The sequence below is a fragment of the Caballeronia sp. A2-2 genome (assembly GCF_057612605.2).
In genome coordinates, this window is the sequence record NZ_CM172587.1 from 524,508 (window position 1) to 540,070 (window position 15,563).

Here is a 15,563-nt window from a genome sequence, read left to right on the forward strand (position 1 = left end):
CGATTATTGCGCGCGGTGGCCTGTTTATTGGCGAAATCGCCCCCATTTTTTCGGGAGCGGTTCAGTTTTCAGGCACAATATAGGTTTTAACCGCCCAAGGCCTGGGCGGTTGGCGCCTAGCTTTCGCGAGTGACCGGCGGGGGGCCGGCAACGCGTGTTACGAGGATGTCCGTCGGGCAACAGGTACGGTGGCGAAACCGGCGGACAGGCCGTCACATCAACGAAGGAACTCTATGCAACTGGTCAAGACCGAACGAGATAATCTTCTAAGGCCGCTGCAAACCGTGAGCGGTATCGTAGAACGCCGCCATACGTTGCCGATCCTCGCCAATTTGCTCATCACCAAGAACGGCGCGGATGTGTCCTTCCTCTCGACGGACCTCGAACTCCAGATCACCACGCGCGCCGATTTCGGCGTCGGCAGCGACCAGGTCGCCACCACGGTCGCCGCTCGCAAGCTGCTGGACATTCTGCGCGCCATGCCGCCAGGCGAAGTCGTGCTCGATCTCTCGGACAAGCGCCTCACGGTGCGTTCCGGCAAGAGCCGCTTCGCGCTCCAGACGCTCGCCGCGGACGAATTCCCCACCGTCAATCAGGCGACCGATTTCGGCGCCAGCCTGTCGGTTCCGCAGAAGACGTTCCGCCAGTTGCTCGGCATGGTGTACTTCGCCATGGCGCAGCAGGACATTCGCTACTACCTGAACGGCATGCTGCTCGTGGTGGACGGCGACCAGTTGATGGCGGTCGCAACCGACGGTCACCGTCTCGCGTTCTCGTCGATGAAAATCGAAGGTTCGTTCGCGCGGCAGGAAGTCATCATCCCGCGCAAGACCATCCTCGAATTGCAGCGTTTGCTCGAAGACATCGACGACACGCTGACCATCGATATCGCCGCGACGCAGGTGAAGTTCACCTTCGGTCAGGTCGAACTCGTGTCGAAGCTCGTCGAAGGCAAGTTCCCCGACTTCCAGCGCGTCATTCCGAAGTCGCACAAGAACACGTTCGAGATCGGCCGCGAGGAATTGCAGCGCTCGCTCCAGCGCGCGGCCATTCTGACTTCCGACAAGTTCAAGGGCGTGCGCTGCCTCGTCGAGCCGGGCCAGTTGAAGATCATGTCCACCAACGCCGATCAGGAAGAGGCGCAGGAAGAACTCGAAATCGCTTACCAGGGCGATTCCGTCGATATCGGATTCAACGTCACGTATCTGCTCGACGTGCTCGCGAATCTGAAGATCGACACGCTCAAAGTGAGCCTGGGCGATGCCAATTCCAGCGCGCTCATCACCATTCCCGAGAACGAGGAATTCCGGTACGTCGTGATGCCGATGCGTATCTGACGCGCTGAAAACCGTGATTACTCCAAGGGGCGGCAGCCCCTTTGGCGTTTTTAAGGTGATTCGAAAAGTTCGGGCAGTAACCCTAGAAGTGTCGAAGCAGTGACGCAGAACCGGAAAATTTCCATGACTGAAAACACAAATTCGCAACCCGACAACAGCTACGGCGCCTCGTCCATTCAGATCCTCGAAGGTCTGGAAGCGGTGCGAAAGCGGCCGGGCATGTATATCGGCGATACATCGGATGGCACCGGTTTGCATCACCTCGTGTTCGAAGTGCTGGACAACTCCATCGACGAAGCGCTCGCCGGATATTGCGACGATATTCACGTCACGATCCACGCCGACAACTCCATCTCCGTGACCGACAACGGCCGTGGCGTGCCCACCGGCCTCAAGCGCGACGACAAGCACGACCCGAAGCGCAGTGCCGCCGAAATCGTCATGACGGAACTGCACGCGGGCGGCAAGTTCGACCAGAACAGCTACAAGGTGTCCGGCGGCCTGCACGGCGTGGGCGTGTCGTGCGTGAATGCGCTGTCCGAATGGCTGCGCCTGACCGTGCGCCGCGACGGCAAGAAGCACTTCATGGAGTTCTCGCGCGGCGTCGTGCAGAACCGTGAAATCGTCGAGGAAAACGGCGTGCAATATTCGCCGATGCCTGTTGTCGGCGACACGGAAAATCGCGGCACGGAAGTGCATTTTCTGGCGGACGCGACCATCTTCGGCAATGTCGAATTCCACTACGACATTCTCGCCAAGCGCATGCGCGAACTGTCCTTCCTGAACAACGGCGTGCGCATTCGCCTGACCGACCTGCGCACGGGCAAGGAAGACGACTTCGCCTTCGCGGGCGGCGTGAAGGGCTTTGTCGAGTACATCAACAAGGCCAAGCAGGTTCTGCATCCGAACGTGTTCTATTCGACCGGCGAGCGTGAAAACGTGACCGTCGAAGTGGCGATGCAGTGGAACGACAGCTTCAACGAAAGCGTGCTCTGCTTCACCAACAATATTCCGCAGCGCGACGGCGGCACGCACTTGACGGGTTTGCGCGCCGCGATGACGCGCGTTATCAACAAGTACATCACCGATAACGATATCGCGAAGAAGGCGAAGATCGAGACCACTGGCGACGACATGCGCGAAGGTCTGTCGTGCGTGCTGTCGGTGAAGGTGCCGGAGCCGAAGTTCAGCTCGCAGACGAAGGACAAGCTGGTGTCGTCGGAAGTGCGCGCGCCGGTGGAAGAAATCGTCGCGAAGGCGCTCGAACAATATCTGCAGGAAACGCCGATCGACGCGAAGATCATCACCGGCAAGATCATCGATGCCGCGCGTGCGCGTGATGCAGCGCGAAAAGCGCGTGAAATGACGCGTCGAAAGGGCGTGCTGGATGGCATCGGGTTGCCGGGGAAGCTCGCGGATTGCCAGGAGAAAGATCCGGCGAAGTCGGAGATTTATATCGTCGAGGGCGATTCGGCGGGCGGGTCCGCGAAGCAAGGCCGTGACCGCAAATTTCAGGCGATTTTGCCGTTGCGCGGCAAGGTGCTGAACGTGGAGAAGGCGCGCTTCGACAAGCTGATTTCGTCCGAGCAGATCGTGACGCTGGTGACCGCGTTGGGCTGCGGCATCGGCAAGGAAGACTACAACCTCGACAAGCTGCGCTATCACCGCATCATCATCATGACGGATGCGGACGTGGACGGCGCGCACATCCGCACGTTGCTGCTGACGTTCTTTTACCGGCAGATGCCGGAGATCGTGGAGCGCGGGTTCATCTATATCGCGCAGCCGCCGCTGTACAAGATCAAGGCGGGCAAGGACGAGCGCTACATGAAAGACGCGCACGAGCTGAACCAGCACATGCTGAAGCTCGCGCTGCAGGGCTCCGAATTGATTCCGAGCGAAGGCGTCGATCCCATTTCCGGCGATGCCCTGGGCGAACTTGCGCGTGCTTATCTTTTGGCGCAGGCCGTGGTCGATCGTCTGAGCCGTATCTACGACGCCGCCTCGCTCGAAGCGGTGATGGATGGCGTGGTGATCGATCTGTCGTCGCAGGAATCGACGGAGGCATCGGCGAAGCGGCTGGAAGAGCGTCTGCGTGCCGATCCGCTGAAGCCGGAAGTATCCGTGGAGCCCGCCTACGATCAGGTGCGCGAACTGCGCTCGTTGCATATCAAGCGGCGTCATCATGGCAACGTGAAGGTTTCGGTGCTGGATGAGGACCTTCAGTTGACGGCTGACTACAAGCAACTCGTGTCGACGGCGGATACGTTCAAGGGTTTGATCGGCGTGGGCGCGCTCATCAAGCGCGGCGAACGTTCGATGGCTGTGAACGACTTCAAGAGCGCGATGAAGTGGCTGATTGCCGATGCCGAGCGCAATGTCTCGAAGCAGCGTTACAAGGGATTGGGCGAGATGAATCCCGAGCAGCTTTGGGAAACGACGATGGACCCGAACGTGCGGCGTCTGCTGCGCGTGCAGATCGAAGATGCGATCGCGGCGGATGGGATTTTCACGACGCTGATGGGTGACGATGTGGAGCCGCGTCGGGCGTTTATTGAGAGCAATGCGTTGCGGGCGGGGAATATTGATGTTTGAGTGAGGTCGGCTGTAACGCCTCGAAGGCCCGCGATGGTGTACGCATCATCGCGGGCTTTTTCTTAGATATTCGCTTCGTTTTTTGCATGACGTCATCCGATATTCTTCAGCGCTTCGCCAACCTCAAAGTCTGGCAACGCGGCGATGAGCGCGCGCCTCACAAACCACTGCTCATTCTGCTCGCGCTAGGCCTGTTTAGCCGTGGCATTCGCGTCGTTCCGTTCGGCGACTACGAGGGCAAGCTCTGCGAGTTATTGCGCGAATTCGGTCCGCAGCGGCGCATGCTGTACCCGGAATTGCCCTTCATGCGCTTGCGCAACGACGATGTCTGGCAAGTTCGCGCGAGCGCGCCGGATGTCACGCTGCAACTCAGGAACGAATCGACAAAAACGGAACTCCGCAGCCTGCAAGCGGCGGGACAATTTTCGAGCGACGTTCAAAGACTGTTCGAGCACGACCCGAAAGCGCTCGGTGAAGTCGCAAGGCTAGTGCTGTCGACGCACTTCCCCGAAAGCATCCACGACGACATTCTCGATGCCGTCGGACTCTCGCTCGATGAGAGCGCAGCACGCAACGGCCGACGCCGCGATCCCAAATTCCGCAGCGACGTGCTCACCGCCTATCAGTACCGCTGCGCACTGTGCAATCTCGACCTGCGCATCGCCAACATGACGATTGGGCTTGAGGCCGCGCATATCAAGTGGCATCAGTTCGAAGGCCCCGATGTGGTCGCGAATGGCATCGCGTTGTGCTGCCTGCATCACAAGCTCTTTGACATCGGCGCGTTCACGCTTGGCGATGACCGTCGCGTGCTGGTGTCCGAGCAAGCGCATGGCACCCAGCAGTTCGATGAAATTCTGCTTCGGCATCACGGTGGCAAGCTGAATCCGCCGGTGCGGACCGAGCATCATCCGGGGAAGGATTTCGTCGATTGGCATCGCGCGGACGTGTTCAAAGGCGGCGCGCGGCCGATTTGAATTTTCGTGCAGCGGCCACTTATGCCTTCAAAGCCAACCATATCTCCGTCACCAACTCCGCCGGCGCCGTATCCCTCGGATTATTCAAATAAACCTCGAACACCGGCGCTTCCCCCGTCTCCCGTCCCGACTGCGGCAGCCATTCCCCATACAACCACTGATACGCAAAGCAAAGCTGCGCATACGGCCCGACATGCGTTAGCACCGCGAACTCGCCACCCGCGACCTCGAACCGCGAAACCGGCGCTTCGAACTTCACCGCATCCGGCTTGAACAACTCCGCGCAAGCCATCGACCGCAACGCGTCTTCCTCCACCGCCGAAGGATCGTCGAAATAAACGCCGAGCATGCGCGCGTGCGGATCGATGAGATCGCGCATCGCAAGCCAGTGATAAAGCGTCTCGAACGCGCGCGAGATATTCATGTACGAACCGCGATGCTCCACCGCCGCGACCGTGAACCCGTCCTGCGTCCTGATATCGACCTGATGCATGATTTTCGCTCCCGAATGAACGCCATCGGACGATGACGCCGCGCCGAACAAAGCCGCGCCGCCTTCGTTTCTGAACTGCGCGGGCGGCACGCGATAACTCGCCTGAAACGCGCGAGAAAACGCCTGCACGCTGCCGTATCCGGCGCGCTGCGCGATGCCATCGATCGGCATTTCGCCGCGCACCAATTCGTTCGCCGCGCGATGCAGCCGCAGCCGCCGCACCGTCGCCGCCGCCGTCTCGCCGCAAAACCCGTGATAAATCCGGTGCCAGTGATACGGCGACAAACACGCGATTTCAGCGAGCCGGTTCAGATCCAGTTCGTCATCGAGATGATCGTGGATGTACGCCACCACGCGCGCGAGCCGCGCCTCGTAAGGGTTCTCGCCCATCGCCTGCTCCTCTTGAACGATGCAACCAAGTTAGCACGACCCGCTTTAGCATTTCTTGCTGACTTGCGCGAAGCCCGGCGGCATCGGAGACGCGTACACTTCCGCCTTTGAACCAGACAATCGCATCACGCGAATTCAACATGTTTACCTGCCGAAACCAGTCGTGCGAGGCCCAATGGTCGCTCGCGGACGTTCTCATCAAGAACGAAGGACAGGGCCTGCTGTTCCGCTGCCCGATGTGCGGCGCGCGCAATTACGTGGAGCGTCACGACTCGCCGGAAGGCGAAACCACATACGAGCAACTCGCCGACAGCCCGTTGAGCGGCAAGCGCTGAAATCATGACGACCGACACTTCCTTCAGCAGCCTGCCGCTCTCGCCCGCGATGCAGGCGAATCTCGAACAACTCGGCTATCTCACGATGACGCCGATTCAGGCCGCGAGCCTGCCACACGCGCTCGCCGGACAAGACCTGATCGCGCAGGCGAAGACCGGCAGCGGCAAGACCGCCGCGTTCGCACTGCCGCTGCTCGCGAAGCTCGACGCGCGCAGCTTCGACTTGCAAGCCCTCGTGCTCTGTCCGACGCGCGAACTCGCCGATCAGGTGACGCAGGAACTTCGCCGTCTCGCGCGCGCGGAGGACAACGTCAAGGTGCTGACGCTGTGCGGCGGCACGCCCATGCGTCCGCAGATCGCGAGTCTCGAACACGGCGCGCATATCGCGGTGGGCACGCCGGGACGCATCATGGATCATCTGGAGCGCGGCACGCTTTCGCTCGACGCCGTGCGCACGCTCGTGCTCGACGAAGCGGATCGCATGCTCGACATGGGTTTTTTCGATGACATCGCGTCGATTGCGCGGCGGTGCCCGAAAGACCGGCAGACCTTGCTGTTTTCGGCGACGTATCCGGAAGGCATCGTCAAGCTGAGTCAGCAGTTCTTGCGCTCGCCGCGCGAGATCAAGCTGACCGAACAGCCCACGAATAAGCAGATTCGTCAGCGCTTTTACGAGGTCGAAGATCACGAACGTTTGCACGCGGTCGGTTTGTTGCTGGATCACTACCGGCCGGTGAGCACCATCGCGTTCTGCAATACGAAGAATCAATGCCGCGATTTGCTCGATGTCTTGCGCGCGCAAGGTTTCGAAGCGATGACGCTGCACGGCGAACTCGACCAGCGCGAGCGCGATCAGGTGCTCGTGCAGTTCGCCAATCGCAGTTGCTCGGTGCTCGTCGCGACCGATGTGGCGGCGCGCGGGCTCGATATCGCGCAACTCGAAGCGGTCATCAATGTCGATGTGACGCCTGATCCGGAGGTGCATGTGCATCGCATCGGGCGGACAGGACGCGCGGGCGAGGAAGGCTGGGCGCTGTCGCTTGCGAGCATGGACGAGATGGGGCGCGTCGGTGCCATCGAGCAGCAGATGCGCAAGGAAGTGGAATGGCATCCGCTGAAGGAACTGACTTCGGCGGAACCCGGCCATCTCAAGCCGCCGATGGCGACGCTGCAAATCCTCGGTGGCCGCAAGGAGAAGATTCGTCCCGGCGATGTGCTCGGCGCGCTCACCGGCGACGCGGGCTTCGAAGGCACGCAGATCGGCAAGATCAACGTGCTCGATTTAGTGACTTACGTGGCCGTCGACCGCAACGTGGCCGATGAAGCCGTGCGGAAGTTGAGCGCGGGCAAACTCAAGGGCCGCAAGGTAAAAGTCCGGCGGATGTGAGCCGCCTCAGGCTTTTTGCGACGGATCGCGCGCGATGCCTTCCGTCTTCGCGGCGGATGTTTTCGCGGTGACGAGCCGCAGTCCGCTCGCGATGCTCCCCGCGCCCGCGAACGCCGCGCCGAGCGACAACGCGAGCGTCGGCCCATGCTTCCCCGCGATGCTGAAGCACAGCGCGACGAGCGCCGCGCCCGTGGCCTGTCCGATCAGCCGCGATGTCGCGATGGTGCCGCTCGCGCCGCCCGCACGCTCGCGCGGCGCGCTCGACATGAACGCCTTCAGATTCGGCGACTGAAAGAAGCCGAAGCCCGCGCCGCAAATCGCCATGCGGATGCAGATTTCCAGCACGTGCGGTTGCGCGGGCAGCATCGCCAGCGACACCATTCCCACGCACAAAATTGCCAGTCCGACGCCGCCCAGTAAACCGGGCGCGTGGCGGTCGGACAGGCGTCCGGCAATCGGCGCCATCACCGCGACGAGCGCGGACCAGGGCGTCATCAAAAAACCGGTTTCCACCTGACTGCGGCCCAGCACGCTTTCGAAGAAGAACGGCAGCGAGACGAACGCCAGCCCTTGCGCGGCGAACGAACAAATGGCGGTGGCCGTCGAAAGCGCGAACATCGGGCGGCGGAAGAGATCGACGGGCAGCATCGGCGCGGGATGGCCGTGTTCGCGGCGCAGCATCAGGAAACCGGCGACGAGCGTGATGCCGAACGCCGTCAGCACGGTATAGACGGGCGCGCGCTGCGCGGCTTCGCCGAGTCCGAAGATCAGCGAGGCGAACGTGATGACGTTGAGCAAGGCCGCGATGCGATCGAAGCCGTGTTCCGCGCGCTTGGTCTGCGGCAGCGACGGCCACGCGATAAATAGCGCGAACACGCCGACCGGCAGATTCACCGCGAACAGCCACGGCCAGTTGCCGAGCGAGAGCACGATCGATGCGACCGTCGGCCCGATCGCGAACGCGATTCCCACGACGAGCGCGTTCAGTCCGACGCCCCGCCCAAGCCGATGCGGCGGAAAGATCGCGCTGATGAGCGCGGCGTTGACGCTCATGAGCGCGCTCGCGCCCAGCCCTTGCAGCAGCCGCGCGGCAACGAGCGTCGGCAAGGACCACGCGAACGTGCACAGCGCGGACGCGATCAGAAACAACACGAGTCCGCCGAGATATACGCGCCGATGTCCGAGAATGCCGCCGAGCGCGGCCAGCGGCAGGAGCGTGGCGACCATCGCGAGTTGATACGAGTTGATGATCCACACCGATGCCGCGGGCGTCGTGTGCAGATCCGCCGCGATGGCCGGCAGCGCCGTGTTGGCGATCGCCGTGTCGAGCGTCGCGAGCGCGACCGAGAGCAGGATCGCGGCCATGCCCCGGCGCTCGAGCGGGGTCATGGGAGAGTCGGGGTCGCGGGAGCGTTCTTCGGTGGGCACGGCGATGTAAGCGGAGGGAGAATAATCCGCAACGATACGGGAAGGCGGCGGGTTTCGCTTGGCTGCGCTGCCGGAGCTTTCAAAGAGATGTCGGTTTATCGTGCTGTTTTGCAGGGAGATCGATGATGGCGATACGGATCGTGCGGCTGGGCACGCCGCGCGCGGTGGATGAAGGCTTGCGCATCGGCACGGTGCGTCGGCCGCCGCGTGGCGTGCCCAAGGCGGAATTCGCGAGCCGCGATTTCTATGACGTGTGGTATCCGAATCTGGCGCCATCGGCTGAGCTTGTTGCACAGGCGCTGGCGGCGCGAAGCGAAAAAGAATGGAGCGCGTTCGTGCGCAAGTTCAAGGCGGAAATGGCGACGCCGGATGCCGGGCGCACGCTGGATTTGCTGGCGGCGTTATCGCACTCGACGAATATTTCGGTGGGATGTTATTGCGAGGATGAGGCCCGGTGTCATCGAGCGGTACTGCGGGAGTTGTTGGTGAAGCGGGGAGCGGAGGTGGTGTGAATCGATGCATCGCCGGATCACGCAAGCAGCGCGCAACCCGGCGACGTGATGACGCAATCGCGTCGATCAGTCCGTGCCGTATTTCGGCGAGTGCGGTCCGTACAACAGCGTGTTGACGCCGCCTGCCGAAAGCAGACGTTGGCTGGTCAGCGCGGCGACGTCATACGACTTGTCGCCTGCCGTGTGCGCGATTTGCGTGACGAGCGCGGTCGCGAGCATGCCGGCCACGCCGCCCACGTTGAAGTTGCCGCTCAACTCTTTGCCATTCGCCGAAGCGATTCCCGTCCAGAGCTGGGCGCCCGAACGCAGATCGACGAGCTTGGCATTCGCCGCCACGACCGTCTGGCTATCGACGATCATGTACTTCGTGCCGTAGCCGGTGATCGTCGTGTAGAGCGCGGCATCCGCGCCGAAAATCTGACGCAGCTTTTCCGGCGCGATGTTTTGAATATCCACGGGCGTGGTCAGGCCGTTGTGCTTGAACGTTTCGTTCATCTCGGCGACCGGCACGACGTAATAGCCGGCTTCGGCGAGCGGCATCGTCATTTGCGAGAGCATGCCGTAGGTCGCGCCGACATCCGATGTCTGATTCACCGGCGGCAGCACCAGAATCGAGCGAGGCTTATTGGCGCGGAACGCGGTGTAGTCCATTTGCTTCGGTTGATGCACGCACGCGCTCAACAACAGCAAAGCCGACACCGCGACGAATAGTTTGTTTGAAAAGAACTTGATCATGGACTTCGTTTATTTAAGTCGGGTCAACAGAAGGTCCATGTACGCGGACGATTCAGGAAAGGCCTGCTTTTCAGCGTTCAACTCTTGCCGTGCTTCTTCCGTTCGATCGATGCTTGCGTACAGCGCGCCCAGATGTGCATGGAATCCCGGCGGGAACGCAGTGCCTTTGGACTGGATTTGCTGACGCGCCTTTTCGAGTGCATCGACTTGTTCGGGAACGGCTTTCTTGCCGGTGAAGTACGCGTGGACCTGAGGTTGATACGCGTCCCATTGATAAAGCGACGGGGTGCTTTGCGTGGCGCAGCCCGAGAGCAGCACACACGCTGCCGCGACCGACAGCGCAACGCCGGTCGAAATATGTTTCTTGTGGATCATGCCTGTTGCCTTGGTGATGAGTGATGCTTACTTGCTTTGCAGCGCGCCCGCGTCGACTTGCTCCGCGAGATGATTCACGGCTTCCTGGACGGCCAGGTCGAGCACCTCGCCGTTGAGCGTCGAGTCATAGCTTGCCGTGCCGCCGAAGCCGATGATCTCCCGGTTCGACAGGCTGTATTCACCCGCGCCCTGACTCGATGCGACTACTTCCGAAGTCGTGGCATCGACGATATTCAGGCTGACTTTGGCGTACGCCACTTGCGTTTTGCCGCTGCCGAGAATGCCGAACAATTGATGATCGCCGACTTCCTTCCGGCCGAATTCGGTGACGTCGCCGGTGATGACGTAATTGGCGCCCTTGAGCGATTGAGCCTTGTTCGAGAGCGCGGCTTCCTGCTTGATCTCGCTCATGTTGTCGCGATCGAGCACGGCGAAGCGGCGGCTCTGCTGAAGCGTGGTGAGGAGGATGGTCTTGGCTTGGCTGCCGACGCGATCGACGCCATCGGAGAAGATGCCGCGCATGTAGCTCGACCGATTGTCGAACTTGCCGACGGAGACGGGCACTGGCTTACCGGCGTACGGCGTGTGAGCGATGCTGACATCCGGGACCGGCAGGGTTTTGGATGCTTCGGTTGCGCAACCGCTCAGGACGAGCGCGGCGGACGCGGCGCACAGGGCGGCGCGCGTTTTGATGAACTTCATTGAATTGCCTCTACAAACAGCGTGGCTAAAAGATTTGATGCCGCCCGTGCGTGTCGAGGAGGTGTGCGGTGCCGCGCCCGATCGCTAATGCTTGCCTAGCGGCATCAGTTTCGAAAAACCAGCGATTGTTAAGGGATTCGAAAGCGCAGACTAGTGCGATAAGTCTGAAAAAGGGAGGCGAGGTGACGAGAAGGGAGATCGCAGAAATGCAAAAGGGCTGCACGATGTGCAGCCCTTCGGAAGACTTGGTGGGGCGTGAGTGACTCGAACACTCGACCTACGGATTAAGAGTCCCAGTCTGGCACTATTTATTGGTGTTGATTTGCGTCGTGTAACCCGTCGAAAGCCTTACTGGGTAGGCCTTTGGGCTTCCGACCAACGGATCTTCGCGTTGACCGAAATTGATCGTTTACGACAAAATCGGGTTACACAGCGGTTACACGGATGAGGCGTGTGTCTATAGGGTCGGCATGTCAAAAGTCAAATTTACGGCGGCGCGTGTTCGCGCTCACGTATGTCCAGAAGGAAAGTCGCAAGCGTTTTTGTGGGATTGTGGGGCAACCGGGCTCGGGCTACGCGCGACTCGGTCAGGCGCAATGACCTACATCTTCCAAGCCAAGCTTCACGGCTCGACATTGCGCATCACGATCGGCTCACCAGATGCTTGGACAATCGCGCAGGCACAAGACGAAGCACGTCGCTTACAGCGGTTGGTCGATGCCGGTAAAGATCCTCGGGAAGAGGCCGCCGAGCGCCGGGCGGCAAGCTTGGCGAAGCAGGTAGAGGAGCGCCGTCGAGATGTCACTGTCGGCGAAGCGTGGGAGGCGTACATTGATGACCGCCGGGGTCGATGGAGCCAGCGGCACTATCAAGATCATCTTCGCCTATCAACAGCAGGCGGCATCCCGTACCGACGAGGCAAGGGCACAACAATGCCGGGTCCGCTCGCGCACCTCATGGCACTGAAGCTCTCAGAACTGACGGGCGAGCGCATCGCAGAGTGGTTGAAGTCTCAAACCTCCGAACGACCTACGATGGCTGCGCTTTCGTATCGCCTGCTCAGGGCCTTCATTCGATGGACAGAGGATGTCGACGAATACGCCGGCGTCGTGCCAGCAGGATGCTACAAGGCTCGTCGCGTAAGGGACGCGGTGCCGCGTGTGCAGGCCAAAGAAGGCGATGTGCTTCAGCGCGAGCAGCTCAAGCTCTGGTTCGGTGCCGTAAGGCGAATCGACAATCCCGTCATTTCGGCCTATCTGCAAGCGCTTCTGCTGACTGGCGCGCGACGTGAGGAAATGGCCGCACTCCGCTGGAGCGATATCGATTTTCGTTGGCGCAGTCTTTCACTGTCCGACAAGATTGAAGAATCGGGGCGTGTGATTCCGTTAGGCGCTTATCTCTCCATGCTCCTCAGCGGGTTGCCTCGGCGCAGCGAATGGGTTTTCAGTAGTACAACCTCTGCGGATGGACGCCTCAATGAGCCGTCCAAGGGGCACGTTAAGGCGCTCGTCGCGGCGGGACTGCCGCACGTCAGTCTCCACGGCCTGCGTCGCTCGTTCGGAACGTTGTGCGAGTGGGTTGAGATGCCGGCCGGTGTGAGCGCGCAGATCATGGGTCATAAGCCCAGTGCGCTTGCCGAGAAGCACTACCGCCGGCGCCCGCTCGATTTGCTGCGGGCGTGGTACGACAAAATCGAGGCTTGGATTCTGGTGGAGGGCGGTGTCGATTTCGACGCCTCGCAAACAAAGAGCTTGCAAGTAGTCAACTAGCAACCAGCTTTGCTCCCGTCTAGCTTTAGCGGGCGAAGAGCCGAGACCCCTTCACTCGGTCTGGCGGGAGCATCTCAATTGAAGGTTTGCATTGAAGGATGCAAGATGATTCAGCCTCCCCAAGATCTCCTTGAACTCGTTATAGACGCCATCGAGGGCGAGGAAATCGACAGGCAAACGGACATCTTCGATGACGTTGAACAAACGTTCGAGCGGCGCTGGTTTGGGCCCGAGAAATGGATACACAGGGTTCACGAGCGCGGCATCCTGAGCCCTTTGCATTTTCTTGCAATCGTGAACTTTGTGTTGAACGACTGGTACGACGATGGACTGGACGAAAGCCTGCTGGTTGACGGCTGGTTTCATGCGCTGATGGATGCAGCGCAGAAACGCATTATTGTTCCACGCAACCGTCATTCGTTGCTGCCGCTCGACTCAATCGATAACTGGAACGGGTGGCTGTTGAGCGTGACGGACGCGAATGCGTTCATCGCATCGTTGGGCATGAGGTGGACCTTCAATGAGGTTGCTGCTCATCTCTTTGCCGAGGGCTCGAATCCTAGCGGGATACAGTTCGACCAGATCTCCCCTAGTGGCAACGAACAAGGCGGCTACGATGCCGAACCTAAATCATCGCGAACTGAGAACAAGTTCTCGCCCAAATTAAGCGCGGAGCAGCGAGCTGAGATCGTGCGGCGTGCGACCGATGGCGAGACGCACAAGGCACTGGCTTCTGAGTTCGGAGTTACGCCCCAGAGCGTCAGCAAGACCGTGGCGCGCGCCAAGGAGCGAACTCGAGGCGGTGCGGCAACTTACAGAATGCCGATAAGGGTGTTTTCTGACAGGGCGTGAATGACGCATAGCGACTGAAAAGCGCGGAAGCGGTTGTCTACCCGGTTGCGCAACCGCTCGCAAAGCCTTACTCAACGGCACTCAATGGTTGTTGTTTGGTTGCGCGCGGTTGTTGCAGGCAAAGTATCAACGCCGAGACACATCGCTGAGCAAGGTGGAACGTCGAGGCGTTGAAAGCGCATATCGGCACGTGATCAACGCTCGATGTTTCGCCCACAAGGCGAACTCTAATAGCGTTGAGATGAACCAGCAAAATCTTTTAGACCGCGCCGATCTTCCGGCAATCATGGCCACCGCAGAGGCGGCGGCCGCAATCAATCGCAAGCCACAAACGTTGCGCAAGTGGGCGTGCCTCGAAAACGGCCCCATCCGCCCGATTCGCATTAATGGCCGCCTCGCATGGCGCGTGAAGGATCTCCAAGCGCTGCTCACGGAAGGAGATCGGTCATGATGGGCAAAAAAAGGGCTGACGCAAGCGCCAGCCAAGACCGGAACTACGAGTCATGCGTAGCCAAGCGTAGCGGAACTAGCACGTTCGCACTATCTGCCGCGTACGAAAACGACTCTTTGCTGACGAAAAAAATGGCTGACCCGGAGGCCAGCCATGAGAAAAATCCCAAAGTCGAAAAGAGTACTTACGTTAGTCGTGCCCGCGTGGCGGCGCCATCGGTCCAGTCCGATAATGGTTTCTCGCGGACGAAAAAAAAGCTGGCCCGGGGGCCAGCGAAAAAACTTTCTGGAGGGTACTGCCATTCCATACTAGCTAGGAAAAGATCCTCGCGCTATCAGTCGGGTACGGAACACACTTGCTTGACTAAATTGAAATCGGTCGTCTATCCTCTGAATCGTGGGAGGAGACACCTCTCATTCGGGTTTGACAGCTCGACTTGCATATGGCGGACAACCGCCGACCGGCGGTATTTTTTCGTCCGCTGCCTTGTGTTCGCCTTCAATGGCCGGGCCTTGGTGGGGGAGCGTTCGCGCTCGCCGGTTTCCATATGCGCCGGTCTGTCAACCCTGCCTAGTGCCTGGCCACCCCGTTTGACAGCGGGAGCCAGGTTCGCTGAACCTGCATATGGAGGCCGCACCATGCGACTCGCTATCCCCGCTCGTCCTGAGCATACCCGCCCTTTCGTTCCCCTGGTCTACATCGACATCATTCAGTGCGCGCAACACGCCTTGCGTGAAGCCACGCTGGCCGCGTCCGATCTGGATGCGCTCGACATTACCGGCAATGCGCTACGTCAGCTGGTGGACATCGCCCGTGCGGAGGTGCGCCATGACTAACACAATACGCGACGTTATCCATCAAACACCGTCGGCGGCTGGCTTGCTCGCGTTTTTCGCAGAGCGCTTTGACATGGCGCACGCCTCGGATAGCGAGCTGCAATTCCTCGCTGACTGCTCATGTGTTGCAGTCGACGCAGCGTTGTCGTTGAGCACCGTTACGGCCGCCGTTGGTTGTTTGATTGCGAGCGATCGAAGCGCCGAACCCAAGCAAGTTCGCTCGAGCGCGTTACAGGAGGCCGAACAACCGCTTTTGCTCTATCGCATCGCGAGTGAAGTCGAGCTCATCGGTCAGATCGTTGAGACCGCGTCTGAAGCCGAGTGCGTCCTTCGACAGCGATTGATCGACCGTCTCAAAATAGAGCGCTCTAGCCGTGCTCACAGCGATA

Annotated in this window: 16 protein-coding genes; 10 read left to right on the top strand and 6 right to left on the bottom strand. The window is 60.3% G+C overall.

Going from position 1 to position 15,563, the window contains the following annotated elements; all coding sequences use genetic code 11:
• Positions 1–233: 233 nt before the first annotated feature.
• From dnaN to ACZCWR_RS02550, 3 genes are all read left to right on the top strand, one after another.
• Positions 234–1,337, top strand: coding sequence for a DNA polymerase III subunit beta (dnaN, locus tag ACZCWR_RS02540; protein WP_487302177.1), 1,104 nt, complete (start codon positions 234–236; stop codon positions 1,335–1,337).
• A gap of 123 nt (positions 1,338–1,460) precedes the next feature.
• Positions 1,461–3,932, top strand: coding sequence for a DNA topoisomerase (ATP-hydrolyzing) subunit B (gene gyrB / locus ACZCWR_RS02545; protein WP_487302178.1), 2,472 nt, complete (start codon positions 1,461–1,463; stop codon positions 3,930–3,932).
• 86 nt (positions 3,933–4,018) lie between these two features.
• Complete coding sequence (locus ACZCWR_RS02550; protein WP_487302179.1) at positions 4,019–4,909, top strand: phosphorothioated DNA-binding restriction endonuclease; 891 nt, start codon at positions 4,019–4,021, stop codon at positions 4,907–4,909.
• Between the two features lie 19 nt (positions 4,910–4,928).
• Here the strand turns inward: ACZCWR_RS02550 and ACZCWR_RS02555 are convergent, their stop codons facing one another.
• Entirely contained in the window at positions 4,929–5,792 is an 864-nt protein-coding gene (locus ACZCWR_RS02555; RefSeq protein ID WP_487302180.1) for an AraC family transcriptional regulator, read from the bottom strand.
• Between the two features lie 140 nt (positions 5,793–5,932).
• On the opposite strand from ACZCWR_RS02555, the gene ACZCWR_RS02560 reads away from it, so the two are divergent.
• Together ACZCWR_RS02560 and dbpA are read left to right on the top strand one after the other, a co-directional pair.
• Positions 5,933–6,127 (top strand): hypothetical protein, encoded by a 195-nt coding sequence (locus tag ACZCWR_RS02560; RefSeq protein ID WP_487302181.1) that lies wholly within the window; start codon positions 5,933–5,935, stop codon positions 6,125–6,127.
• Between the two features lie 4 nt (positions 6,128–6,131).
• On the top strand, positions 6,132–7,514 hold the full coding sequence (gene dbpA / locus ACZCWR_RS02565; protein WP_487302182.1) for an ATP-dependent RNA helicase DbpA: 1,383 nt from the start codon (positions 6,132–6,134) through the stop codon (positions 7,512–7,514).
• A 6-nt stretch (positions 7,515–7,520) separates the two neighbouring features.
• Here the strand turns inward: dbpA and ACZCWR_RS02570 are convergent, their stop codons facing one another.
• Positions 7,521–8,903, bottom strand: a complete 1,383-nt coding sequence (locus ACZCWR_RS02570; RefSeq protein ID WP_487302183.1) for an MFS transporter — start codon at positions 8,901–8,903, stop codon at positions 7,521–7,523.
• A gap of 164 nt (positions 8,904–9,067) precedes the next feature.
• Between ACZCWR_RS02570 and ACZCWR_RS02575 the strand changes: the two genes are divergently transcribed.
• Positions 9,068–9,454: a DUF488 domain-containing protein gene (locus ACZCWR_RS02575; RefSeq protein WP_487303218.1), complete on the top strand. Its 387-nt coding sequence runs from the start codon at positions 9,068–9,070 to the stop codon at positions 9,452–9,454.
• 66 nt (positions 9,455–9,520) lie between these two features.
• On the opposite strand, the gene ACZCWR_RS02580 is transcribed toward ACZCWR_RS02575, so the two are convergent.
• Genes ACZCWR_RS02580 through ACZCWR_RS02590 form a run of 3 tightly spaced genes read right to left on the bottom strand, consistent with a single transcriptional unit; the run spans position 9,521 to position 11,266 of the window.
• On the bottom strand, positions 9,521–10,189 hold the full coding sequence (locus ACZCWR_RS02580; RefSeq protein WP_487302184.1) for a DUF799 domain-containing protein: 669 nt from the start codon (positions 10,187–10,189) through the stop codon (positions 9,521–9,523).
• A 9-nt stretch (positions 10,190–10,198) separates the two neighbouring features.
• Positions 10,199–10,564, bottom strand: a complete 366-nt coding sequence (locus ACZCWR_RS02585) for a DUF4810 domain-containing protein (protein ID WP_487302185.1) — start codon at positions 10,562–10,564, stop codon at positions 10,199–10,201.
• 27 nt (positions 10,565–10,591) lie between these two features.
• Positions 10,592–11,266, bottom strand: coding sequence for a CsgG/HfaB family protein (locus ACZCWR_RS02590; protein WP_487302186.1), 675 nt, complete (start codon positions 11,264–11,266; stop codon positions 10,592–10,594).
• 470 nt (positions 11,267–11,736) lie between these two features.
• Here ACZCWR_RS02590 and ACZCWR_RS02595 point away from each other — a divergent pair, with 470 nt between their 5' ends.
• The 4 genes from ACZCWR_RS02595 (at position 11,737) to ACZCWR_RS02610 (ending at position 15,174) form a co-directional block, all read left to right on the top strand.
• The gene (locus tag ACZCWR_RS02595; RefSeq protein ID WP_487302187.1) at positions 11,737–13,035 is read left to right on the top strand and encodes a tyrosine-type recombinase/integrase; all 1,299 of its coding nucleotides are present in this window, start codon (positions 11,737–11,739) and stop codon (positions 13,033–13,035) included.
• 105 nt (positions 13,036–13,140) lie between these two features.
• Complete coding sequence (locus ACZCWR_RS02600) at positions 13,141–13,887, top strand: helix-turn-helix domain-containing protein (RefSeq protein ID WP_487302188.1); 747 nt, start codon at positions 13,141–13,143, stop codon at positions 13,885–13,887.
• A gap of 241 nt (positions 13,888–14,128) precedes the next feature.
• Positions 14,129–14,338, top strand: a complete 210-nt coding sequence (locus tag ACZCWR_RS02605) for a DNA-binding protein (RefSeq protein ID WP_487302189.1) — start codon at positions 14,129–14,131, stop codon at positions 14,336–14,338.
• A gap of 638 nt (positions 14,339–14,976) precedes the next feature.
• Positions 14,977–15,174 (top strand): hypothetical protein, encoded by a 198-nt coding sequence (locus ACZCWR_RS02610; protein ID WP_487302190.1) that lies wholly within the window; start codon positions 14,977–14,979, stop codon positions 15,172–15,174.
• Between the two features lie 229 nt (positions 15,175–15,403).
• On the opposite strand, the gene ACZCWR_RS02615 is transcribed toward ACZCWR_RS02610, so the two are convergent.
• Positions 15,404–15,556 (bottom strand): hypothetical protein, encoded by a 153-nt coding sequence (locus ACZCWR_RS02615; protein WP_487300399.1) that lies wholly within the window; start codon positions 15,554–15,556, stop codon positions 15,404–15,406.
• Positions 15,557–15,563 lie beyond the last annotated feature (7 nt).